Genomic DNA, 21,000 nt, shown 5'->3' with positions numbered 1-21,000 from the left:
GCTCAGCCTCCCGTGGCGGCGGTGCTCCGGGAGCGCGCGATGTAGGCGTCGATGGCGTTGACGCTGCGGAAGTTCTCGGGGTCGAGGTCGGTGTCGCCGACCGCCAGCCGGAAGTGGTGCTCGACCCAGGCGATCAGCTTGAGGACGCCGAGGCTGTCGAGCGCGCCGTCGGCCAGAAGGTCCATGTCGGGAGGGAGTTGGGAGGGGGTGAGGTCGGGAAGGAACTCCCGGACGATGTACTCGCTGATCTGGTCGGCGTTGCTCACGGAGTGCTCCTTGGCGGTTCGCTCGTACGGGGTTCTCGGGTGGTGCGGGGCCGGCCGGCGGCTGCCGGGCGGTCCGCGGAGGGCGGTCGGGCCGGGTCAGGACGCGGTGGCGGCGGGTGCGGCCACGGTCCGCGCGATCGCGCGGCGGTCCACCTTTCCGGTGCTGGTACGCGGCAGGGGCTCGGTCACGGGGACGAGGAGTCCCGGTACCCAGCCGCGGGCCAGCCGGGCGGTGCAGTGCCTCTTGAGGTCGAGGCTGTTGGCGGTGGAGCCGTCCTTCAGCCGTACGACGGCGATCAGGCGGCGGCCCTCGACCGGGTCGGGGACGGTGGTCACCCCGGCCTCCAGCACCTCGGGGTGTTCCAGCAGCACCTGTTCGACCTCGCCGGTGTTGACGGCGACGCCCCGGATCTTGACCTGGTGGTCCAGTCGGCCGACGAGCCGGAGAGTGCCGTCGGCGTCCCTCTCGACCAGGTCGCCGGTGCGGAACCACCGGGTGCCCGGGCCGCCGTCCGCCGCCGGGTCCAGGACGAACTTCTCGGCGGCCCGGCGCGGATCGGCGTACCCGGTGCTCTGGAAGGGCGTGGAGACCTCCAGTTCGCCGCGTCCCGGTCCGCTCAGCGGCCGGCCCTCGGAGTTCCGCAGCCTCAGGCGTACGCCGGGGAGCGGGCGGCCCAGCGGCATCGGGGCGGACTGCGGGAGGCTCCGGTCGACCTCGTGGATCAGGCTGTCGTTGGTCTCGGTGCAGCCGTAGATGTTGTGCAGCCGGGCGCCGGGGGCGAGGTCCACGAGGTCGGCGAGCGCCTGATCGGGCATCACGTCGCCGGTGAACGCCGCGTGCCGGACGGCCTCCAGCGGGCCGCCGCCCTCCACGCGGGCCTGGGCGCCGACCAGGGCGTAGAAGAGCGGGACCGCCTGGACCACCTCGATGCGGTGGGTGCGCAGCAGGCGGAGCAGCCCCCGGCCGCTGGCCGCTGTCGCCGGGTCCACCAGAACCACCTGGCCGCCGTGGGCGAGGGTGGTCCAGACGTCCAGCAGGCAGAGGTCGAAGTTGAGCGGGGCGTAGTTGAGCACCGGGGTGGACTCGGCGATGCCGAAGGCGTCCGCGGCCCAGCCGGTGAAGGCCTCCACGGCCCGGTGCGGCAGCGGGACCGCCTTGGGGATGCCGGTGGAGCCGGAGGTGGTGAGGACGAGGGCGGTGCCCGGCGGCACCGCTCCCCCGCCGCGCTCCGGCTCCCTCGCCGTGACGGCGGGACCGGCGAGCGCGTACCGGCAGCCCGCCTCCGCCATCACCGCCGCGACGTGGTCGGGCGGCAGGGTGGGCGAGGGCAGCAGCGCGGGGCGGCCCGTGGCCAGGCAGGCCAGGACGGTGGCGACGGTGCCGGGCGACTTGTCGTCGAGCACGGCGACCGTGGCCCCGGCGGGGACGTGTTCGGCGAGCCGGGCGCGGGCGGCGGCGGTCGCGTCGGCCAGTTCCCGGTAGCTGGTGGGGCTGCCGTTCCACCACAGGGCGGGGGCGTCCGGGGTCTTGTCGGCCCAGCGGAGCACGGATTCGGCGGTCTCGCCGTGGTGGCCGGTCCGGGTCATCGGCCCGCTCCCGTCCCGGGGCCCAGCCGGAGCCAGCCGCCCTTGACGGCCGCGGCGCCCCCGGACCGTACGGTGAAGGCGACGGTGTCCCCGGTTGCGGCGGGTGTGAGGTCGAGGGTCGCCCCTTCGCCGGGCAGGACCGGGCGGGCGAAGCGCGCGCCGATCGCCCGGATCCGGTCGACGTCCCCGTCCGCGTACCGCTCGGCGGCCTCCTCCACGGCGAGTGCCACGAGGCTCATGCCGTGGGCGATGACATCGGTGAACCCGGCCGAGCGGGCGGCCTCCGGGTCGAGATGGACGGGGTTGAGGTCGCCGGCCGCGTGCCCGTAGTCGGCTATCCACTCCCGGTCGATCCCGAGGTCGCGGCCGACCGTGTCGCCCGGCGCCTCCTGACGCAGCGAGGCCGTGGGGACGAGCGTGCCGCGCGGTTCGGCGGCCCGGATGCCGGCGAGCAGGATGTGGGCGGTGAGCCGGGCCTGTTCGGCGCCGGTCGCCCGGTCGGTGAGCGTGGTGGTCAGGACGAGCCGGGTGCCCTTGGCTTCGACGCGTACGGCGTCCAGTGCGGCGGACGCGTCGAGCGGGGCGCCGGGGCGCGGCGGGTGGTGCAGCTCGATCTCCTGGGCGAGGTGGACCAGGGAGTACGGGCCGTGGCCGGCGGCGAGGTCGGCGACCGTGCGCTCGGCGAGCGGATGGGTGAGGACGAAGGCGGCGAGCGGCCCCGCCCCGGGCCGGACGGGTGCCGGGCGGTCCAGCGCCCGGCGGGTGACGGTGCGGTAGCGGCGGGCGGCGTCCGCGTCGAGGAGCGGTGCGGACGGGTCGAGCGCGGAAGCGGGCGGGGTCGTCATGCGGGGGCCACCACCAGACTGCTGTTGTGGCCGCCGAAGCCGAAGGAGTTGGTCAGCGCGGGGCCGGTGGGGACAGGCCGCGGGGTGCCGTGGACCACGTCGATCTCCATCTCGGGTTCCGTTCGTGTGTGGTTGGCGGTGGGCGGCACCGCACCGGCGTTCATCGACAGCACGGCGACCACGAGTTCGACGGCTCCGGCCGCTCCGATGAGGTGGCCCAGCACGCCCTTGCTGGCGGTGACCGGCGGGCCGTCCGGCCCGAACACCTTGGCCAGGGCGGTGGCTTCGGCGCGGTCGTTGTGCACGGTGGCGGTGCCGTGGGCGTTGACGTGGGCGATGTCCGAGGGGACGAGACCGGCGTCGGCGAGCGCGCCGGTCATGGCTTCGGCGGCGTACGCCCCGTCGGGGTGCGGGGCCGAGAGGTGGTGGGCGTCCGAGGTGGCGGCGTATCCGGCGACCAGGCCGTGTGCCCGGCCGCCCCGGGCGCGCACGTCGGCTGCCCGCTCCAGGACCACGAAGGCGGCGCCCTCGCCCATCACGAAGCCGTCCCTGCTCTCGTCGAACGGCCGGCACGCGGTGGCCGCTTCGGTGCGGAGGGAGGCGGCGTTGAGGTTGCCGAACCCGGCGAGGGTGATCGGTGTGAGGGTCGCCTCGCAGCCGCCCGCGATCACCACGTCGGCGCGGTGGTCGCGGAGCATGGCCGCGCCGATCCCGATGGCGTCGGCCCCGCTGGCGCAGGTGGTGGAGACGGTGAGCGCCGGTCCGTGCCAGCCCAGTTGGAGGGCGATCTGGGCGGCGGCCGCGTTCGGCATCGTCATCAGGGGCATCAGCGGGCGGACCCCGCCGGGGCCCTTCGCCGCGAAGTTGACGGACTCGGCGTCGCTGGTGGCGCGCCCGCCGACGGCGTTGCCGACGACGATGGCGCAGCGGGCGGCGGGCGCCTGCGGCAGCCCGGCGTCGGCGTGGGCGGCCAGCGCCGCGGCGAGCCCGTAGCGGGCGAAGGGGTCGAGCCGCCGGGCCGCCTTGCCGGCCAGCGCCTCCTGCCAGGGCAGGCCGTGGCCGGTGAGCTCGGGCACCCGGCAGCCGATCTTGATGCGGTGGCCGGTGGTGTCGAAGTGGGTGAGGTCGACCGCGAGGGACCGGCCCGCGGACACCGCGGTCCACAGTTCCTCGGTGGTGAGTCCGGCCGGGGTGACGGCGCCGATCCCGCTGATGGCGATGTCCGGCCGGGCGGAGCGTTCCGCTTCGGTGCGCATGGTCCGTGTGGTTCCTTCCCGTTCCGGTGACCGGCCGTCGGCCGTGGACGAGGTCGCCGCGCTCGCGTGGGTGCGCGGGCGGCGCGGGCGGTGTCAGCCCGTCAGCAGGCCGCACTCTCCGGCGGCCTTGAGGAACGCCTCGGCGGCGAGCTCCACGTCGGTGTCCGTGTGCCGTGCGGTGACGGCGATCCGCAGCCGGGCCAGGTCGCGCGGTACGGCGGGGGTGACCACGGGCAGTCCGATCACGCCCAGGCGACGGGCGGTGGTGGCCAGGTCGTAGGCCGACTCGTCGCTGCCCGCGATGAGCGGCACGACGGCGGTCTCGCTGTCGCCGGTCCGCATGCCGCCCGCGGTCACCAGCTCCCGGAACCGGGCTCCGTACCCCTGGATGAGGGCGACGCGCTCCGGTTCGGCGCGCAGCACGCGCAGCGCCTCCAGGGCGGCGCCGGCCGAGGCGGGCGCGAGGGCGGCGGAGAAGAGGAACGGCCGTGCGGCGTACCGGAGATGGCCGATCAGCTCGGACGATCCCGCGACCCAGCCGCCCATGGAGGGGATGGCCTTGGACAGGGTGCCGAGCTTGACGTCCACCCGTACCCGCCGGTCGAAGTGCTCCTCCACGCCCAGTCCGGTGCGGCCGATGACGCCGAGTGCGTGGGCCTCGTCGGCCATCAGGAGCGCCTCGTGGGCGTCGCAGACCTCGCGCAGCCGGGGCAGCGGCGCGATGTCGCCGTCCATGGAGTAGACGCTGTCGACGATGACCAGGCGGACTCCGCCGGGGGCGGCGGCCTCCATGCGGCGGGCCAGGTGCTCGGTGTCGTTGTGCCGGAACCGGACCACGGTCGCTCCGCTGAGGCGGCAGCCGTCCACGATGCTGGCGTGGGCGTACTTGTCGACGAAGACGGTGTCGCCGGGGCCGACCAGGGCTCCGATCGTGCCCACGTTGGCGGCGTAGCCGGAGCCGAAGACGATGGCGGACTCCCGCTCGGCGACGGTGGCGACCTCGGCCTCCAGCTCCTCGTGGAGCGGGATGGACCCGGCGAGGGCGCGTACTCCGTGGTTGCCGGTGCCGTAGCGGGCGGCGGCGGCCTGGGCGGCGGCGACCACGCGCTCGTCGCCGGCCAGCCCCAGGTAGCTGTAGCCGGACATCATCAGCAGGCGGCGGCCGTCGAGGTCGACGTAGGCGGTGTCGCGCTCGGCGGTGTAGGGGACGAAGCTGTTGCGGCGCTCGGGATCCGACTCCAGCGAGGCCACGCGCCGCCCCGTCGCCTCCAGTTTGTGCGCGATTCTCCCCCACGCTGCGGATGCCATCGGCCGTCCTCTCATTGGTGACTGCCATTGCACATAGGTGCAACGAATCTGATGCGTCTCGAATTCAACGGACCTCTCGCAATCGAGGCGCAACACGGGAGCAAGATCAAACAGTCATCGGAGGATTTGCCTGTGCCGGAGACTCTGATTCATCGGGCGTTAACTGATGCAACTTAATGGCGCAGTTGACACACACTCTTTTTGAACGAGAATGCTGTTTACTCAGCCGTGGAGAAGAATTGACCAAGCTCCTTCCGGATCACCGCAGCCCTCCCACGGGATCCTCACGTGCGCCACTCGGCCCACGGACCACACGCTGACGTCCACGCACGGAACCGCACGCACGCCAGACAGTCGACTTCCGTCATCCATGCCGCCGAGGAAGTCGCCGCAACCTCTTCTTGGGGGGATCGATCGTGCTCATCAGGCTTGTCGGCCTCGTCTCCATCGAACATGAATCCGAAGCCCCACGGGTACTGGCCAGCCATCAGGCACAGATCGCCCTGGCCCGGCTCTGCCTGGAACGTCCCTCCGGCATAGGCCGGGAGCAACTCGCCGACACCATATGGCCGGACGGCCTGCCCAGCACCTGGGCCTCGGCATTACGCAGTGTCGTCAGCCGCCTCAGAGCCTCCCTCTCGGAGGGGGCGAGCGCCGAGCCCGCGGTGATCGCACACGGCGGACGCTATCTGCTGCGACTGCCGGAGGAAGCCCAGGTGGACGTGGAGCGCGCGGAGCAGGCCGCGTTCACCGCCGCGGTCGCCCACCGCGAGGGCGACCACAGCACCGCGCAGCGGCTCGCGACCACCTCGGTGTCCTTGCTGCGGGGTCCCTTCCTCGCCTCCCACGAGGGCGAGTGGGTGGAGTCCGTCCGGCGTCACCTCAAGGATCTGCGGGTCTCGGCCCTGGAGACCGCGAGCAGTTCCTCGTCCGCTCTCGGCGACACCCACCACGCCCTGCGGTACGCCGCGGAGGCGGTGCGCCAGGCCCCGTTCCGGGAGAGCGCCTACCGCTGCCAGATGACCGCGCACCGGCTGGCCGGCAACCGGGCCGAAGCCCTGCGGATATACCAGCAGTTGCGCGTCGTCCTCGCCGAGGAGCTGGGCTGCGACCCCAGTCCGGAGAGCGAGGCCGCCTACCTCGGTCTGCTGGACCGGACCCGGCTGCCGGGGGCTTCGCTCCGGACCGAGTGGGAAACGATGTCAACACACCGGCTGAGCTGATCCCCGGCACGGCAGTGGGGAGGGACGCGAGAGCGCGTCCCTCCCCACTGCCGTGTACCGGATCACATGATGGAGACACCGCTGTCGATGCTGACCACCTGTCCGGTCATGCAGTCCTGGTCGAGGAAGAGGGAGACGCTGCGGGCTACCTCCTCGACCGTGACGAACCGCGGGACCGGCGCCTTGCGCGCCATGTCCGACACGATGCTCTCCGGCAGCTGATCCGTCATACCCGTGATCATGAACCCGGGTGACAGAGCGTTCACCGTGACCCCGCGCCGGCCGCACTCCGCCGCCAGCGCCCGGGTCATCCCCATGACACCCGCCTTGGAGGCCGAGTACGCGGTCTGCCCCGCCGTGGCGATGAAGCCCGACGGCGACACCACGTTGACGATCCGGCCCCAGCGCTGCCGCAGCATGAAGGGCAGCGCCACCCGGCTGGTGTGGAACGACCCCAGCAGGTTGGTACGGATGACCTCGTGCCAGTCGTCCGGGGACTGCATGGCCATCAGGGCGTCCTTGCGGACGGCGCCGTTGTTGACCACCACGTCGATCGGACCGAGCGCCGCCTCGACCTCCCGGTAGAGACGCTGGGTCTCCTCCCACGAGCCGACGTCCGCGCCGACGACGACCGAGTCGTTCGTCAGTTTCCCGCTCACCGCCCGGGCCTGGTCGGCCGAGCTGCGGTAGTGGACGGCCACCCGACAGCCCAGCGCGTCCAGTTCGACCGCCAGCGCCTGTCCGAGGCCGCCCGAGGCGCCGGTGACCAGGGCCACCGGCGCCTCGGGCCGCTTGCCCGCCTGCTTCGCTCCGCTCACGTGGCGCCTCCCCAGCGCATCAGGATCGATCCCCAGGTCATGCCCGCCCCGAACCCGGCGAGCAGGACCAGTTCCCCGGCCTTGATCCGGTCCGCCTCCAGGGCCTCGGTGAGGGCCAGCGGGATCGAGGCCGACGCGGTGTTGCCGTACCGGTCCAGGTTGGTGATCAGGGACTCCGGGCGCAGACCCGAGTGCTGCACCACGGAGTTGATGATGCGGATGTTCGCCTGGTGCGGGATGACGTGATCAACCTCCGCCGGAGCGATTTTCGCGCTCTCCAGCGTCTCGCGCACCGTCCGCACCGTGTACCGGACGGCGTTCAGGTAGATCTCGTTGCCCTTGATCTGGGCGAAGTGGAGCCCCTGCGCGACCGTTTCGGCGGTTGTGGGCATCCGACTTCCGCCCGCCGGCACCTTGAGCGCGTCCGCACACGATCCGTCCGCGCCCAGGTTCCAGGCCAGAACGGGATCTTCCGGGCCCGGCACGAGCACCACGGCGGCCGCTCCGTCACCGACGAGGATGGAGAGATCCCGGTCGGCGGGGTTGGCGGTCAGGGTGTGCGTGTCCGAGCCGATCAGCAGGATCGGCCGGCGGTCCATGCGCAGGAGGCCCATGGCCGCGACCAGCCCGTAGACGAAGCCCGCGCACTCGGAGTTGACGTCCATCGCCCCGCCGCCGATGCCCAGGTCATGGTGGACGAAGGCGGAGGTGGCGGGAGACGGCTGCTCGGGTGTGGCCGTGGCCACGATGAGATGGGCGATGTCGGCGCCGGTCAGCCCCGCCCTGGCCAGGGCCGCGCGTCCCGCGTCGACGGCCAGGGACGCGGTGGTCTGCCCCGGGTCGACGGCCCGCCGCTCATGGATGCCGCAGCGGCTGACGATCCAGTCCTCGTCGACCCCGAAGCGTCCGGCCAGTTCGGTGCTGGTGACGACCCGCTCGGGCAGGGCCTTGCCCCACCCCGCGATGGCGAATCCACTCATGTGCCCGCCTCAGGCCTCGGCCGGCTGCGGCGCCAGGTCGACCAGCTTCGCGTACACGTCCCGCATGGTCGTGCTGTCGTCCAGGTCCGCGAAGAGAGACTCGTCGGCGGGGATGTCGGGGTGCTCGTTCTGGAAGTTGTACAGCCACTCCATCAGGTCCAGCGAGTCCACCCCCGGGATGTGCCGGATCGGCGCGTCGGGCGTCACCTCGGTGGCTCCGGAGACGGCGGCGAGCTGCTCCGAGAGAACCTCGACAGTCGGCAGTGCCATGATTTGTTCCTCTCTCAACGCGACGTACGGTCGTGTCGGCATGCAAGCCGCTCCTCGCAATCGGACCGCAACAGAGCGGTCACACGCCGCTGTTGCGGACGGATTGCACAGGTCCGCTTGGCTCCCTCTCAGCACGGTTCAGGACCGGACAGCCGCAGGGCGCGCTCTGCGCCCGGTCGGCGCAAGCTGCGAGGAGAGGGCGAGGATGGCGACGATTGCCTCCCACACCGCGGAGCCGGAGGTGGACGCAGTCCGCCACCACTACGAGGTGGGAAACGAGTTCTACCGTCTGCTGCTGGGGCCCAGCATGATGTACAGCGGCGGCTACTGGCAGGAGGGCGAGGGCCTCACCGAGGCCCTGGACCTGGCCCAGGAGCGCAAGCTCGACGCGTTCGCCGAGCTGGCCGACGCGGCGGGCAAGGACCGGGTGCTGGACATCGGCTGCGGCTGGGGCACCCTGATGGACCGGCTGACGCGGAAGCACGGCGTACGCGAGGCGGTCGGCCTGACGCTGAGCCGTACCCAGGCCGACTTCATCGCGGGCCTGGACAACCCGGCCCTCACCACCCGGGTGGAGAGCTGGTCGGAGCACAGCGCCCCGGGCTCGTACGACGCGGCGTTCTGCGTCAACGCGCTGGAGCACTTCGTGCCGTCCAGCCTGTCGCCCAAGGAGCGCACCAAGCGCTACCGGTTCTTCTTCCAGCAGGTCCACGAGGCGCTGGTGCCGGACGGCCGGTTCGTCCTGCACACGATGACCGCCGAGGCCCAGCCGATCGGCCGGAAGATCCTGGCGGACCTCAAGTTCCTCCAGCGCTCCGAGTTCGCCGGCATGCACATCCCGCACCTGCACGAGCTGGCCGCCGCCGCCGAGGGCCTGTTCGAGGTGGTGGAACTGGTCAACGAGCGTGAGGCGTTCGCCCGGGCCTGCCGTGCCTGGCTGGTGCTGCTCGCCGAGCGGCGCGAGGAGGCCGTGGCGCTGGAGAGCGAGGAGGTGGTGGCCCGCTTCGAACGCTATCTGGACATCTTCGCGTACACGCTGGAGGACCGCTTCTTCAACAACTTCCGGCTGACGCTCGCCCGCAAGGGGTGACCGGGATGGCTCAGGCACCCCTGGACCCGGCCCGCGATCTGCGGGTGGCGGTGATCGGCAGCGGCTTCTCCGGGCTCGGCACCGCGATCCGGCTCATGCAGCAGGGCATCGACGACTTCCTCGTGTTCGAGCGGGCCGACGAGGTCGGTGGCACCTGGCGCGACAACACCTACCCGGGCTGCGCCTGTGACGTGATGTCGCACCTGTACTCGTTCTCGTTCGCGCCGAACCCGAACTGGAAGAGCACCTTCGGCAAGCAGCGCGAGCTCCTCGACTACCTGCGCGACTGTGCCGACCGGTTCGGGGTGCGCTCGCGCATCCGCTTCCGGCACGAGCTGACCGAGGCCCGCTGGGACGATCTGCGCAAGCGGTGGCTGATCTCCACCACGGGCGGCGACTACACCGCCCGGGTCCTGGTCACCGGCACCGGCTACCTCAGCGAGCCGGCCGTCCCCGACATCCCCGGTCTCTCCGAGTTCCAGGGCGAGGTGTTCCACTCCTCGCGGTGGCGGCACGACCTGGACCTCACCGGCCGCCGGGTCGCCGTCATCGGCACCGGCGCGTCCGCGATCCAGTTCGTCCCCGCCATCCAGCCGGAGGTCGGACAGCTCGACCTCTACCAGCGCACCCCGCCCTGGATCGGCCCGAAGAACGACAAGGCCAACAGCGCCCTCCAGACGAAGCTGCTGACCTCCGTCCCCGGCTACCAGCGCTTCCGCCGGAACTTCAACATGTGGGGCCGGGAGATCCTGGCCTTCGTGATGGCCCGTCCGGCCGTCGCCGGGAAGATGCAGAAGATGGCGTCCGACCACCTCAAGAAGAGCGTGCCGGACGAGTCGCTGCGGGCCCGGCTCACCCCGGACTACGTGCTGGCCTGCAAGCGGCTGCTCTTCTCGAACACGTACTACCCCGCGATCCAGCAGCCCAACGTGGAGCTGGTCACCGACGGCATCGCCAAGGTCACCGCGGACGCGGTGGTCACGGCCGACGGCCGGGAGCGCCCGGTGGACACCATCGTGCTCGGCACCGGGTTCGAGGCGGTGCGCCGCCCGATCGCCGAGCGTGTCTTCGGCCGGGACGGCACCGGCCTCAAGGACACCTGGAACGAGGGCATGAGCGCGCTGCGCGGTACGGGCGTGGCCGGGTTCCCGAACCTGTTCATGCTGCTCGGGCCGAACACCACCCTGGGCCACTCCTCGCAGGTGATCATGATCGAGGCGCAGATCGCCTATCTCCTCGACGCCCTGAAGACGATGGACGAGCGCGGTCTGGCCGCCGTGGAGCCGCTGCCCGAGGCCCAGCGCGCCTACAACGACAAGCTCGACCAGCGGCTGGACGGCACCGTCTGGAACGCCGGCAACTGCCGCAGCTGGTACCTCGACGAGCACGGGCGCAACCCGTCCATCTGGCCGACCTACACCTGGCGCTTCCGGCGGGCCACCAGCCGGTTCGACCCGGCCGAGCACCTGCTGAGCACCAGCGAGGACCTGCGGGCCACCGTGCCCGCCGCGTCCTGACCGCCGTACGCGTGACCGACGAGACATGGAGTCCCTCCCCGTGAACCTGCACACCCCTTCCCGAAGAGCAGTGCTCGGCACGGTCGGCGCCGCCGCCACGGTGATCGGCTGGAACGCCACCACCGGCAGCTGGGCGCACGCGGCCGACACGGCGCGCCGCCCCGGCGACCGCGTCGTGGCCGTACCGCCGCTGGACGGCACGCTCACCACGGACACCAGCCAGTTCGGCTCCTACAGCCACGACTTCGGCCGGCTGGTCAACGGCACCGTGCCCTGGGCGGTCCTGACGCCCGGCTCGGTCCAGGACATCGCCAAGATGATCGGCTACGCACGGTCCAACCGGCTGAAGCTCGCGGTCAACGGCCGCAGCGGCACCGGCGGCGACCTGGAGTCCCACTCCTGCTACGGCCAGGCCGCCGTGCCCGGGGGCATATCGGTCAACGCCCGCGGCATGGCGCGGATCCTGTCGACCGGCGGCGACTCCATCACCGTGGAGGCCGGGGCGACCTGGGCGGAGATCACCGACCACCTGCTGCCCCGCGGCCGCACCCTGCCCGCGCTGCCCGACTACCTGCCGCTCTCGGTGGGCGGAACGCTCAGCGTCGGCGGCATCGGCCTGACCATGGGCTCCGAGGGCCTCATCGCGGACACCGTGACCTCGATGACCGTGGTGACCGGGACCGGCGAGGTGGTCACCACCTCCAAGAACCGGCGATCCGACCTCTTCCGCGCCGCGCTGGCCGGCGGCGGTCAGGTCGGCGTCATCGTCAGCGTGACGCTGCGGACCGTGCCGGCCGCCGAACGGGCCACCGTCTTCAGCCTGTTCTACAGCGACGTCACGGCCTTCATGAAGGACTCGGAGATCCTGCTCGCCGACCGCCGCTTCCAGATGCAGGGCGGTGAGATGGTCCGCAAGCCGGACGACTCCGGCTGGCGCTACAAGATCGAGGCGGTCGCCACGTACTCCGGCGGGCGCGTCCCCGACCGGGCGCGGCTGCTGTCGGGCCTCAAGGACCTGCGCGCCGAGGCGCACATCGAGGACTTCGCGCTGCGCGACTACCTCTTCCGGCTGGACGGCTACGAGGCCTTCCTCAAGGAGGCGGGGCACTGGTTCGAGGCCAAGCCGTGGCTGAGCCTCTTCCTGCCGAGCTCCCAGGCCGCCCGCTTCCTGCGCCTGGTGGAGAGCCAGCTCACCACGGACAGCCTGGGCGCCGGGGTGCTGCTCACCTACCCGTACCCGACGTCCAAGGTCACCGTGCCGATGGCGGTGCAGCCGAAGGACCGGACCGGATACCTCTTCGACCTGCTGCGCTTCCCGAACCCGGGGACCAGCGACGCAGAGATCGCGCGGATGGTCAAGCAGAACCGCTGGCTGTACGACCGGGCCGTGGAGCTGGGCGCCAAGCGCTACCTCGTCGGGGCGGTGCCGGACCTGACCGCCGCGGACTGGCGGCGCCACTTCGGCAGCAGCTACGGGGCGCTGTGCGACGCGAAGCGCCGCTTCGACCCCGGCAACGTCCTCACCCCCGGCCAGGGCTTCTTCGGCTGACCGAGCACGGCCCCGGGCCGCTCCTGCGGGAGCGGCCCTTCCCGTTCATCCCCCAGGAGGAGGAGCAGTTGAAGAAGTACGAGCTGGTCGACGAGGCATTGCTCGCCGCCGGTCCGGACGCGGTCTGGGAGGCCCTGCTGGGCGAGCTCGCGGGCGACGCGCGGTGGTGGGTGCCGGACAACACCTTCGAGCCGGTGGACGGCTCCCCCGACCGGGTCGGCGCGCTGACCCGGATCACCGTCCACACCAAGGGCGTCGACAAGGGCGGCAAGAAGCTGCGGTTCACCGCGCGCACCACCGCCGTACAGCGGGCGGAGCGGCTGGCGCTGGAGTACGTGGAGGGGGCGTTCCGCGGTACCGCGGAGTTCACGCTCACCCCGCTGGCGGACGGCGGAACCCGGCTCGCGATGGCGTTCCGGGCCAGCCCGCAGGGCCAACTCGCCCTCCTGGCGAACCTGGTGGACGTCGGGGCGATGCACACCCGGGCCACCCGCGCGGCGTTCGGCCGGCTGAACCTGCTGCTCACCGCCGCCCCCTCGGCCGCGTCCGCCGCTCCGGCCGCCGGAGGGACACGGTGACCGCGCCCGACGCCGGTGAGGTCTTCCTCACCTCCGGGGACGGCGGGCGGATCGCGGTCTCCGTGCTGCGCCCGCTGGAGCGCGGAGGCGACGAGCGTCCCGTGGTCGTGCTGGCGCACGGCTGGGGCGGCAGCCGCCGGATCTGGAGCCTGGTGACCGACCGCCTGCTGCGCGGCGGCTTCCCGGTCGTCGCCTACGATCTGCGCGGCCACGGCGCGTCGACCGTCGGGTCGTCCGGGGTGAGCGCGGACGCGATGACGGCCGACCTGGCGACGGTCCTCTCGTACGCCGGTGACGCGCCGATCGTCGTCGGCCACTCCGGGGGCGGGTTCGCGGCGCTGTCGCTGGCGGCCGGGTCCGGGCCGGACGACGGCCCGGCGGGCCTGGTGCTGGTCGCCTCGGCCGCGCACGACCAGGACACGCCGGAGAAGGAGGCCGCCATGATGGAGGCCCCCCTCTTCTCCTGGGCGCTGCGGCGGCCCGCGCTCGGGCGGCTCCTGCTCGGCCAGATGACGGGTACGGCGCTGGATCCCCGGCTCCGCGAGGTGAACCGCCAGGTGTTCGCGGGGACCGCGCCGACGGTGCGCGGCGCCTGCTTCCGGTCCTCCCGGGGCATGGACCTGCGGGCGGCACAGGCCTCCGTGCGGGTTCCGGCCGCGGTCCTGGCCGGGGAGAAGGACAAGGTCATCCGGCCGGAGCTGGGGCGGGAGCTGGCCGCCGCGCTGCCGGACGCCACGTTCACCCTGCTGCCCGGTGCCGGACACGTCCTGCCGCTGGAGAGCCCGGACGCGGTGGTCGCGGCGGTGCTGCGGGTCCACGGGGCGTCGGCCGGCCGGTCCCGGAGCGACGGGGCCGTGAAACGGACGGGCTCCCGGTGACCGGTGGCCCACCGCGCTCCGCACCCCGGGGCCGGGTCCGGAAGGCCGCGCCCGGTGCGCGGGCTCGCGGGCACGGCCCCGGGGTGCTCCGGGCGGGCGGCAGGCCGTGATCGAGCGGGTCGTTCCGGAAGGAGTCGCACGGGCGGAGGCCTTCGACGACGCGTTGCCCGGCCTGCCCGATCCCCGGGAGCTGGCGTTGCTGCGCGGACGGCCCGAGGCGACCGTCCGGCGGTTCGCCGCCGCGCGGGCCTGCGCCCACCGCTGTCTGGACCGGCTCGGCGTCGTACCGGGCCCGTTGCTGCGTACGACGGAGGGCGGCCCGGCGTGGCCGGCCGGTGTCGTCGGGAGCATCACGCACTGCGCCGGGTACCGGGGCGCGGTGGCCGCGCGCGCCGAGGTGTGGGCGGCGCTCGGGGTGGACGCCGAACCGGCCCTGCCGCTGCCGACGGGGCTGCTGGGTCTGGTGGCGACGGACCCGGAGCGGCGCATGGTCGCCGAGCTGTCCCGGAGCAGCCCCGAAGTCCCCTGGGACCGGCTGCTGTTCAGCGCGAAGGAGTCGGTCTACAAGGCCTGGCACCCGGCCACGGGCCGCTGGATCGGGACGCTCGCCGTCGAGGTGGCGTTCACCTCCGACGGCCTGTTCACGGCCCGGGTGCGTCCGGAGCGTACGCAACCGCCCCCGGCGCGGCGGCGGCCCGCCGCGACCGGGAGGGGGGTGCCGCGGCCGGTGGGTGGCGCGTACCCCTATCCGGGCCGCTGGCACGTCGGGGGCGGACTACTGCTCACGGCCGTGGCCGTGCCGGGCTTCGCCGCCCGTCGGCCGGATGTCTCCCGGCCGGCGGCGCGGCTCAGCGTCTGAGCATCACCGTCCGGCCGTCGGAACCGGTGGCCGGGACCTGCTCCGAGCGTTTGCCCCGGCGGTACTCCTGCGGGCTGACGCCGCGCTCGCGTTTGAACGCGGCACTCAGCGCGAACGGCCCCGAATAGCCGACCTGTTCGGCGATCTTGGCGACCGAGAGATCCGGGTCGCGCAGCAGGTCGGAGGCGAGCGTGAGCCGCCATCCGGTCAGGTAGGACATCGGCGGCTCGCCGACCAGCTCGGTGAAGTGACGCGCCAGCTTCGCCCGGGACACCTCCACGGCGGAGGCGAGCGAGGCGACCGTCCACGGTTCGCTCGGCCGGTCGTGCAGCAGCACCAGCGCCCGGCCGACGACGGGGTCGCTCTGGGCCCGGAACCAGAGCGGCGCACCGGTGCCGGGCTCGGCCAGCCAGGAGCGCAGCACATTGATCAGCAGCAGGTCGAGCAGCCGGTCCAGGACCACCTCCTGGCCGATGTCCTCCTGGTCCATCTCGGCGGCCAGCATGCCGATCAGCGGCGTCCGGGCGGCCGATGCGGGCTGCACCAGCAGGGCCGGCAGGCTGGCGAGCAGCCGGCGGCCGACCTCGTTGGGCGCCTGGTAGGTGCCGCTCAGCATCACGGTGGAGCCGGAGCGGTGCGGCTCGCCCCAGGTCCGTACGCCCAGCGACATCGTCTCCGTGACGTCCTCACCGTCGGTGGTGCTGCACCGCTGTTCGGCGGCGACCGTGACGCCGGGCGGGGTGGCCGGGTCGTCGGCGAGGGTGTACGGCTCGGGGCCGCGCAGGACCGCGACGTCGCCGGCGGCCAGCTTGACCGGCTCGCCGCCTTCGCGGAGCACCCACGCCGACCCGTGCAGCAGGGTGACGAGCGACAGCGGGGCGCGGTCCTCGACCCGCAGTCCCCACGGGGGGTTGAACACGGATTTCAGCAGGAAGGCCCCCCGTGCCTTGGGGCTTCCCAGCAGGCCGCTGAACGCATCCACCACAGTCACCTCATACCGTTTCGCCATCGTGGTCCCGCGCGTGGGTGCGGACCCGGCCGCCGACCACCGCACGGAGCGGTCCGTGAAGCTCGGTCATGCCCCGGGCCTTCTGCCAACGGCCCGGAACCTGCGGCGGTTCCCGGCTCCCCGCTCGACACTTCCCGTCACCACGCGCGGGAAACCGCCCGCCGCCGGGCCGCGTCGCCGAGCAGGACGAGAGCCCCCAGGCAGGCGGCCGTACGGACGGCGTTCGCCGTCCGCCACGGCCGCTCGTAGGCGGTCCTGGCAGCCGTCGCGGCCGCCGACGCGGCCACCGGGGCGCCGCGGAGCCGGCGGTTCAGCGGCAGGTTGGCGCCGATCGTCACCGCGATGCTCAGGCCGTAGAGCACCGCGGCGGCTCCGGCGCGCCGGGCGGCCGCGCCCCGCTCCGCGCGCCGGAGCCGGCGGGCCGCGACACCGGTGGCCACGAACACTCCGAGAAAGAGCGCCCCGAAGGAGGCGCTGTCGTCGAGGGCGTCGTTGACCCGGCGCATCGCGCTCACAAACGCCTCGTCGTCTCGGCGCGCCAGCGCGGGCATCACACCGACGTCGAAGGCGAGATACAGACCGGCCATCAGACCGGTGCCGACGGTGGCCGCGAGGAGCGCGGGGTCGGGTCGGGTGGAGGTGGGGCTCATGATGTCTCTCCGGTCGTTCGGGTGGTGCGGGCCGCCGGCACCGGCGGGGGATCCGGGTCAGGTGGGTTCCAGCAGCCCGGTGACGGAGCGGCGGTAGCGCTTGGTGAGCAGCGTGCGGCCGATCAGCCGCACCGGCGCCGGCATCACCCCGTCCGGGTCGGGGAGTCCGTCCAGCAGCCAGGGCGGCAGGATCCGCTTGACGCCGAAGGGAGCAGCGGCCAGGACCCGGCGTTCCAGAGCGGTGAAGACGTCCGGCGGCACCCTGGCGAAGACCGGGAACGTCAGCTCCTCCTCCTCGTGCAGGTGCTGGTGGAGGACGGAGTCGAACATGCCGACGGGGCCGTCCAGCGCCTCGGCCCGGCCCGCCTCCAGGGCCCGGGTCACCCGGAGCATGGAGTCGTCGAGGGCCACGTGGTCCTGGACCATGAGGTGCGATCCGGCGGCGATCTCGGGGGCGTGCTCGATCAGACCCGGCCAGAGGATCTCGTCCTCGGTACGGTGGTGCCAGTCGACGATGTCCCGGAACTGCCGCCACCACTCCGCGACCGCCGGCAGGCCGCTCGATGTCAGCAGCGGTACCGCGGCGACCAGTCGGCGGGAGTCACGTCGCAGCGCGAGATGCGTCTGCGCGAATCCGCGGAGGTGGCGGGGCAGCGCGCCCACACCTCTGCCCTCCCACGCCGGCCCGTCCATCGCGTCCCTCTTTTCTTCGGGCGCTCCGGCGCTGCGCTGCCGGGCTCCCGACTTGTCGGTATGGGGCAACACACGGTCGCAGGGTGGTCCGCGGTCCGGTTTCCCGGTTCCGCGGACCACCGCTGCTCGTACGGGAGCGGTCAGGTGTTCCAGGCGCCGCCCGCGGCCGCCTCCTTGGCGTAGTCCGCGAAGTCCTTGGGCTCCCGCCCGAGCGCCTCGCGGACGCCGTGCACCACACTGGCGTTGCGGCCGTCGACGATCAGGGTGAAGAGGTCGGCGAACTCCTCCGGCTCGCCCAGCTCCCGCAGCGCCGCACGGTAGTCGTCGACGGTGACCGGGATGTAGGTGATGGTCCGGCCGGTGGCGGCCGACAGCTCGCGGACCACGTCGTGGAAGCTCAGCAGCCGCGGGCCGGACAGCTCGTACGTCTTGCCGATGTGGCGGTCGTCGGTGAGCGCGGCGACCGCGACGTCGGCGATGTCGTCGGCGTCCACGAAGGGCTCGACGGCGTCACCGGTCGGCAGCGCCAGCTCACCGGCGAGGACGGGGTCGAGGAAGAAGCTCTCGCTGAAGTTCTGGTTGAACCAGTTGCAGCGGACGACGGTCCAGTCGCAGCCGGACGCCTTGAGCGCGTCCTCGCTCGCGACCGCTCCTTCCTCGCCCCGGCCGGAGAGCAGCACGAGGCGCTTGACGCCCCGCTCCACCGCGACGGCGGCGAACCGTCCGATGGCTTCCTTGGCGCCGGGGAACGCCAGGTCCGGGTAGTACGTGACGTAGGCCGCGGAGACTCCGTCGAGAGCGGCCTGCCAGGTGTTCTCGTCCTCCCATACGAAGGGCGTCTCGCTGGAGCGCGAGCCGACCCGGGTCGGGCGGCCGAGCGCCTCCAGACGCTCGACGACGCGCCGCCCGGTCTTGCCGGTGCCGCCGATGACGAGGATGGGCGCTGTGTTCTGTCCGTGAGTGCTCATGACTCCATTAAAGTCTCCGGTGCGCAGACGGTGAATAGCTCACAGACTCAGTTTCATGCTTCATCGTCTCATCCTGGCGAAGCTTCACGTAGGTACTACATCGGCACTGCGGCCACCGGTGGCCGCTCAGCCGGTGACGGCCACGACGACCAGGCCGAAGGCCGCGGCCGCGAACAGGGTGCGCAGCGCGTGCAGGGCGGTCCACCGGCCCTCGAAGGCCGTACGGGCGCTCCGCTCGTCGCCCCGCCCCTTCGACGACTCCAGCGCGTTGTTCAGCGGGACGTTGCCGCCCGAGGTGATCAGATGCCCGACCAGGGCGCACCCGGCGGCGATGCCCATCAGGGTGGTGTCGCCGCCCGCCCGGCCGTCCGGCGCGACGAAGAACGAGGCCACGGGGAAGGCGAGCGATCCGAGGAACAGGAGCAGGAAGAGCGGGCCGGGAACCTTGCGGTTCACCGTCCGCATGACCAGGGTGAACGACGCGTCGTCCACTTCTTTGAGCGCGGGCATGACGCCCGACATGAAGGCGACCATGTATCCGGCGTACAGGCCGGTACAGGCGAGGGCGAGGATCTCCAGAACTTCCGGCATGGCGATCATCATCGTCGCCCAGGACGCTCCTTCGCAGGACATCTTTGAGACGAGCAGAAAACGCGCGGCCGATTCTCGGCCTGCCGGCGGCCCTCACCCCGGCCACCCTCCGTCGGGCGGAGGGTCAGGGGGTCGCCGCCGACACGACATAGACGACAGGGCTGGCCGGGTCGGTCATATTGACCGTGATGTTCAGCGTGGGGCGCGGCTTCTTGTTGCTGTGCGTGGTGCTGGCCCAGTACTCGCCCGGGCCGAAGGACCAGCCGGTGATCTTGATGTCGCGCTGGCTGATGTCGATCTCGCCCGGCTCCAGCGCCGCGCGCCCCGTGCCCACCCCGGTCAGGAAGCGGTCGAGGCCGGCGGAGGTCGTCCGGAACTTCGCGTACATCCGGCTGGCTTTCCAGTTGTTCGTCTCGTAGTACTGGACGCCCTGGCCGTTGCCGGGGATCGGGATCTCGAAGATCCGGCGCTGCATCTTGGAGGGCCAGCCCTCGCGGAGGCCCTGGGCGGCCGCCTCGGTCTCCTTGTCCTTGCCCGAGCGGCGGCTCTGGCCGGCCGAGATCAGCAGGTAGCCGGCCGGGATGCCGATCAGCAGCACGATGATCGTGGCGGTGATGAAGCGCCGCTTGAACACCCGCCGGCGGCCCTCGGGCGGTTTGCCCTCGCCGTCGCCCGGAGACTCCGACTGGTGCGGCACCACGGGGTGCTCGGCTGCGATCATGATCAGGTGGTCCCTTGGTGCTGGGGCGACGTGACGAGACGTACGGAAGGGTGGACGCCGGAAAGGGCGGTCGCGGTTCAGTCGGCGGTACGGGTGGACCGCGTGTTGCGGATGGTGCTCGCCGCCTGGTCGTAGATCTGGGCGTACCGCTCGTACCGCTCGACGCGCCGCCGGTTGGCCCGGCGGAATCGGCGGGCGACCAGCCGGGCCAGGTCCGCCGCGCCGACCATACCCGCCTCGGGGCCGAGCTGTGCCTTGGCGATCTTGGCCTCGGGGCGGTAGCCGCGGCCGGTGAGGTGGCGCTTGAAGGCGTCCCGGGCGGGGTTGATCAGGAGGTCGTCGGCGGCGCTGACACCGCCTCCGATGACGAAGCAGGAGGGGTCGAGCGCGGCGGCCAGATTGGCGATGCCGACGCCGAGCCACTGGCCGATGTCCTGGAGGAGCTCGATGCACATCGCATCGCCCTCGCGGGCCAGTTCGGTGATGAGCGGCCCGGTGATGTCGGGGATGTTTCCCTTGACCCGGTCCAGCAGATAGTGCGCGACCGGGGAGTCGGCGGCGGCCAGCTCCCTGGCCTCGCGGACCAGGGCGTTGCCGGAGCTGTACTGCTCCCAGCAGCCCCGGTTTCCGCACGGGCAGCGGTGGCCCGAGGGCACGACCTGCATGTGGCCGAACTCACCGGCCACCCCGTACTTGCCGCGCTTGACCTGGCCGTCCTCCAGGATCGCGCCGCCGATGCCCGTACCGAGGGTGATCATGACGAGATGGTCCTCGCCGCGGCCCGCGCCGAAACGCCATTCCGCCCAGGCGGCGGTGTTGGCGTCGTTGTCGACCATGACGGGGACGACGAGGCGGGAGGCGATGGCGTCGCGCAGGGGCTCGTCGCGCCAGGCGAGGTGCGGGGCGAACAGGACCTTGGAGCGGTCGGCGTCCACCCAGCCCGCCGCGCCGATGCCCACCGCGTGGACGTCGTGCCGGTCGGAGAGGTCCAGGACCAGCTCGACGATGGTGTCCTCGACGACCTTGGGGCTCTTGGACTTGTCGGGCGTCTCGGTCCGCAGCTGTTCCAGGATGTTGCCGTCGGCGTCGACGACACCCGCCATCACCTTCGTACCGCCGATGTCGATCCCGACCGTGGGGACCCGGGGCGCGGTGAGGTGCGAGCGGCGTTCCTTGGTGCCGACGGTCTTGAGGACGGTGGCGCGGGCGGAGCCGCGGTGTGCGAAGTCGCGGTACGTGCTCATCGTCCCTGCGGGGTCTGGGGGTCCGGGCCGTTGTCACGGCCGGCGGCGGACGGCGCCCGCCGCGCTCGATTCTGCCACTGCCGGGCCCCGGCGGCCGTCG

22 protein-coding genes are annotated in these 21,000 nt (G+C 72.5%); 7 read left to right on the top strand and 15 right to left on the bottom strand.

The annotated features are described in order from the left end of the window. Positions 1–2 precede the first annotated feature (2 nt). The 5 genes from ACSMXR_RS31000 to ACSMXR_RS30980 form a co-directional block, all read right to left on the bottom strand. Complete coding sequence (locus ACSMXR_RS31000; protein ID WP_103507664.1) at positions 3–266, bottom strand: acyl carrier protein; 264 nt, start codon at positions 264–266, stop codon at positions 3–5. A gap of 96 nt (positions 267–362) precedes the next feature. After that, positions 363–1,853, bottom strand: coding sequence for an AMP-binding protein (locus ACSMXR_RS30995; RefSeq protein WP_364882790.1), 1,491 nt, complete (start codon positions 1,851–1,853; stop codon positions 363–365). Then, positions 1,850–2,698, bottom strand: a complete 849-nt coding sequence (locus tag ACSMXR_RS30990; protein ID WP_473170384.1) for a MaoC/PaaZ C-terminal domain-containing protein — start codon at positions 2,696–2,698, stop codon at positions 1,850–1,852. Before ACSMXR_RS30990 ends, ACSMXR_RS30995 begins: the two co-directional genes overlap by 4 nt. After that, entirely contained in the window at positions 2,695–3,954 is a 1,260-nt protein-coding gene (locus ACSMXR_RS30985; protein ID WP_218524207.1) for a beta-ketoacyl-[acyl-carrier-protein] synthase family protein, read from the bottom strand. Before ACSMXR_RS30985 ends, ACSMXR_RS30990 begins: the two co-directional genes overlap by 4 nt. A 93-nt stretch (positions 3,955–4,047) precedes the next feature. Beyond that, entirely contained in the window at positions 4,048–5,262 is a 1,215-nt protein-coding gene (locus tag ACSMXR_RS30980; RefSeq protein WP_218524208.1) for an aminotransferase class I/II-fold pyridoxal phosphate-dependent enzyme, read from the bottom strand. Between the two features lie 416 nt (positions 5,263–5,678). Here ACSMXR_RS30980 and ACSMXR_RS30975 point away from each other — a divergent pair, with 416 nt between their 5' ends. Then, entirely contained in the window at positions 5,679–6,485 is an 807-nt protein-coding gene (locus tag ACSMXR_RS30975; RefSeq protein ID WP_137233989.1) for an AfsR/SARP family transcriptional regulator, read from the top strand. 62 nt (positions 6,486–6,547) lie between these two features. Here the strand turns inward: ACSMXR_RS30975 and ACSMXR_RS30970 are convergent, their stop codons facing one another. The 3 genes from ACSMXR_RS30970 to ACSMXR_RS30960 are packed head-to-tail and all read right to left on the bottom strand — an operon-like array spanning position 6,548 to position 8,553. After that, positions 6,548–7,303 carry an SDR family NAD(P)-dependent oxidoreductase gene (locus tag ACSMXR_RS30970; RefSeq protein ID WP_137233990.1) on the bottom strand — a complete coding sequence of 252 codons (756 nt, stop codon included), beginning with the start codon at positions 7,301–7,303 and terminating at the stop codon, positions 6,548–6,550. After that, positions 7,300–8,283, bottom strand: coding sequence for a 3-oxoacyl-ACP synthase III family protein (locus ACSMXR_RS30965; protein WP_137233991.1), 984 nt, complete (start codon positions 8,281–8,283; stop codon positions 7,300–7,302). The genes ACSMXR_RS30970 and ACSMXR_RS30965 overlap by 4 nt, the downstream gene beginning before the upstream one ends. Positions 8,284–8,292: 9 nt before the next feature. After that, complete coding sequence (locus tag ACSMXR_RS30960; RefSeq protein ID WP_030084112.1) at positions 8,293–8,553, bottom strand: acyl carrier protein; 261 nt, start codon at positions 8,551–8,553, stop codon at positions 8,293–8,295. A 205-nt stretch (positions 8,554–8,758) separates the two neighbouring features. Between ACSMXR_RS30960 and ACSMXR_RS30955 the strand changes: the two genes are divergently transcribed. From ACSMXR_RS30955 to ACSMXR_RS30930, 6 genes are all read left to right on the top strand, one after another. Beyond that, positions 8,759–9,643 carry a class I SAM-dependent methyltransferase gene (locus ACSMXR_RS30955; RefSeq protein ID WP_030084110.1) on the top strand — a complete coding sequence of 295 codons (885 nt, stop codon included), beginning with the start codon at positions 8,759–8,761 and terminating at the stop codon, positions 9,641–9,643. Positions 9,644–9,648: 5 nt separating this feature from the next. Beyond that, a complete protein-coding gene (locus ACSMXR_RS30950; RefSeq protein ID WP_137233992.1) occupies positions 9,649–11,160 on the top strand; it encodes a flavin-containing monooxygenase in 1,512 nt (503 codons plus the stop codon). A 40-nt stretch (positions 11,161–11,200) separates the two neighbouring features. Further along, positions 11,201–12,709, top strand: coding sequence for an FAD-binding protein (locus ACSMXR_RS30945; RefSeq protein ID WP_473170383.1), 1,509 nt, complete (start codon positions 11,201–11,203; stop codon positions 12,707–12,709). A 68-nt stretch (positions 12,710–12,777) separates the two neighbouring features. After that, on the top strand, positions 12,778–13,287 hold the full coding sequence (locus ACSMXR_RS30940) for an SRPBCC family protein (protein ID WP_473170382.1): 510 nt from the start codon (positions 12,778–12,780) through the stop codon (positions 13,285–13,287). Then, a complete protein-coding gene (locus ACSMXR_RS30935; protein ID WP_473170381.1) occupies positions 13,284–14,165 on the top strand; it encodes an alpha/beta fold hydrolase in 882 nt (293 codons plus the stop codon). Before ACSMXR_RS30940 ends, ACSMXR_RS30935 begins: the two co-directional genes overlap by 4 nt. A 106-nt stretch (positions 14,166–14,271) precedes the next feature. Continuing rightward, on the top strand, positions 14,272–15,024 hold the full coding sequence (locus ACSMXR_RS30930; RefSeq protein WP_473170380.1) for a 4'-phosphopantetheinyl transferase family protein: 753 nt from the start codon (positions 14,272–14,274) through the stop codon (positions 15,022–15,024). Here ACSMXR_RS30930 and ACSMXR_RS30925 read toward each other — a convergent pair. The 7 genes from ACSMXR_RS30925 to ACSMXR_RS30895 all read right to left on the bottom strand — a co-directional run bounded on the left by ACSMXR_RS30925 (position 15,014) and on the right by ACSMXR_RS30895 (position 20,900). Further along, a complete protein-coding gene (locus tag ACSMXR_RS30925) occupies positions 15,014–16,006 on the bottom strand; it encodes an AraC family transcriptional regulator (protein ID WP_364882775.1) in 993 nt (330 codons plus the stop codon). The genes ACSMXR_RS30930 and ACSMXR_RS30925 overlap by 11 nt on opposite strands. Positions 16,007–16,170: 164 nt before the next feature. Then, on the bottom strand, positions 16,171–16,683 hold the full coding sequence (locus tag ACSMXR_RS30920; RefSeq protein WP_364882772.1) for an anthrone oxygenase family protein: 513 nt from the start codon (positions 16,681–16,683) through the stop codon (positions 16,171–16,173). A 57-nt stretch (positions 16,684–16,740) separates the two neighbouring features. Then, positions 16,741–17,376 carry a hemerythrin domain-containing protein gene (locus ACSMXR_RS30915; protein WP_137233998.1) on the bottom strand — a complete coding sequence of 212 codons (636 nt, stop codon included), beginning with the start codon at positions 17,374–17,376 and terminating at the stop codon, positions 16,741–16,743. Positions 17,377–17,516: 140 nt separating this feature from the next. Further along, positions 17,517–18,344 (bottom strand): NmrA family NAD(P)-binding protein, encoded by an 828-nt coding sequence (locus ACSMXR_RS30910; protein WP_137233999.1) that lies wholly within the window; start codon positions 18,342–18,344, stop codon positions 17,517–17,519. A gap of 126 nt (positions 18,345–18,470) precedes the next feature. Then, a complete protein-coding gene (locus tag ACSMXR_RS30905; protein WP_240806012.1) occupies positions 18,471–18,935 on the bottom strand; it encodes an anthrone oxygenase family protein in 465 nt (154 codons plus the stop codon). A 124-nt stretch (positions 18,936–19,059) separates the two neighbouring features. Beyond that, positions 19,060–19,656: a hypothetical protein gene (locus ACSMXR_RS30900; protein ID WP_164610354.1), complete on the bottom strand. Its 597-nt coding sequence runs from the start codon at positions 19,654–19,656 to the stop codon at positions 19,060–19,062. A gap of 77 nt (positions 19,657–19,733) precedes the next feature. Then, positions 19,734–20,900: an ROK family glucokinase gene (locus tag ACSMXR_RS30895; RefSeq protein WP_137234001.1), complete on the bottom strand. Its 1,167-nt coding sequence runs from the start codon at positions 20,898–20,900 to the stop codon at positions 19,734–19,736. Between the last annotated feature and the right edge of the window lie 100 nt (positions 20,901–21,000).

The organism is Streptomyces sp. DSM 106670 (assembly GCF_055792845.1).
This window is presented reverse-complemented; position numbering and strand designations above follow the sequence as displayed.

What these genes read in the sequence shown, in the direction of transcription:
- ACSMXR_RS30995 (WP_364882790.1), bottom strand. Translation starts at nt 1,853, where the DNA reads ATGACCCGGACCGGCCACCACGGCGAGACCGCCGAATCCGTGCTCCGC.
- ACSMXR_RS30990 (WP_473170384.1), bottom strand. Translation starts at nt 2,698, where the DNA reads ATGACGACCCCGCCCGCTTCCGCGCTCGACCCGTCCGCACCGCTCCTC.
- ACSMXR_RS30985 (WP_218524207.1), bottom strand. Translation starts at nt 3,954, where the DNA reads ATGCGCACCGAAGCGGAACGCTCCGCCCGGCCGGACATCGCCATCAGC.
- ACSMXR_RS30980 (WP_218524208.1), bottom strand. Translation starts at nt 5,262, where the DNA reads ATGGCATCCGCAGCGTGGGGGAGAATCGCGCACAAACTGGAGGCGACG.
- ACSMXR_RS30965 (WP_137233991.1), bottom strand. Translation starts at nt 8,283, where the DNA reads ATGAGTGGATTCGCCATCGCGGGGTGGGGCAAGGCCCTGCCCGAGCGG.
- ACSMXR_RS30960 (WP_030084112.1), bottom strand. Translation starts at nt 8,553, where the DNA reads ATGGCACTGCCGACTGTCGAGGTTCTCTCGGAGCAGCTCGCCGCCGTC.
- ACSMXR_RS30955 (WP_030084110.1), top strand. Translation starts at nt 8,759, where the DNA reads ATGGCGACGATTGCCTCCCACACCGCGGAGCCGGAGGTGGACGCAGTC.
- ACSMXR_RS30950 (WP_137233992.1), top strand. Translation starts at nt 9,649, where the DNA reads ATGGCTCAGGCACCCCTGGACCCGGCCCGCGATCTGCGGGTGGCGGTG.
- ACSMXR_RS30920 (WP_364882772.1), bottom strand. Translation starts at nt 16,683, where the DNA reads ATGAGCCCCACCTCCACCCGACCCGACCCCGCGCTCCTCGCGGCCACC.
- ACSMXR_RS30915 (WP_137233998.1), bottom strand. Translation starts at nt 17,376, where the DNA reads ATGGACGGGCCGGCGTGGGAGGGCAGAGGTGTGGGCGCGCTGCCCCGC.
- ACSMXR_RS30910 (WP_137233999.1), bottom strand. Translation starts at nt 18,344, where the DNA reads ATGAGCACTCACGGACAGAACACAGCGCCCATCCTCGTCATCGGCGGC.
- ACSMXR_RS30905 (WP_240806012.1), bottom strand. Translation starts at nt 18,935, where the DNA reads ATGCCGGAAGTTCTGGAGATCCTCGCCCTCGCCTGTACCGGCCTGTAC.
- ACSMXR_RS30900 (WP_164610354.1), bottom strand. Translation starts at nt 19,656, where the DNA reads ATGATCGCAGCCGAGCACCCCGTGGTGCCGCACCAGTCGGAGTCTCCG.
- ACSMXR_RS30895 (WP_137234001.1), bottom strand. Translation starts at nt 20,900, where the DNA reads ATGAGCACGTACCGCGACTTCGCACACCGCGGCTCCGCCCGCGCCACC.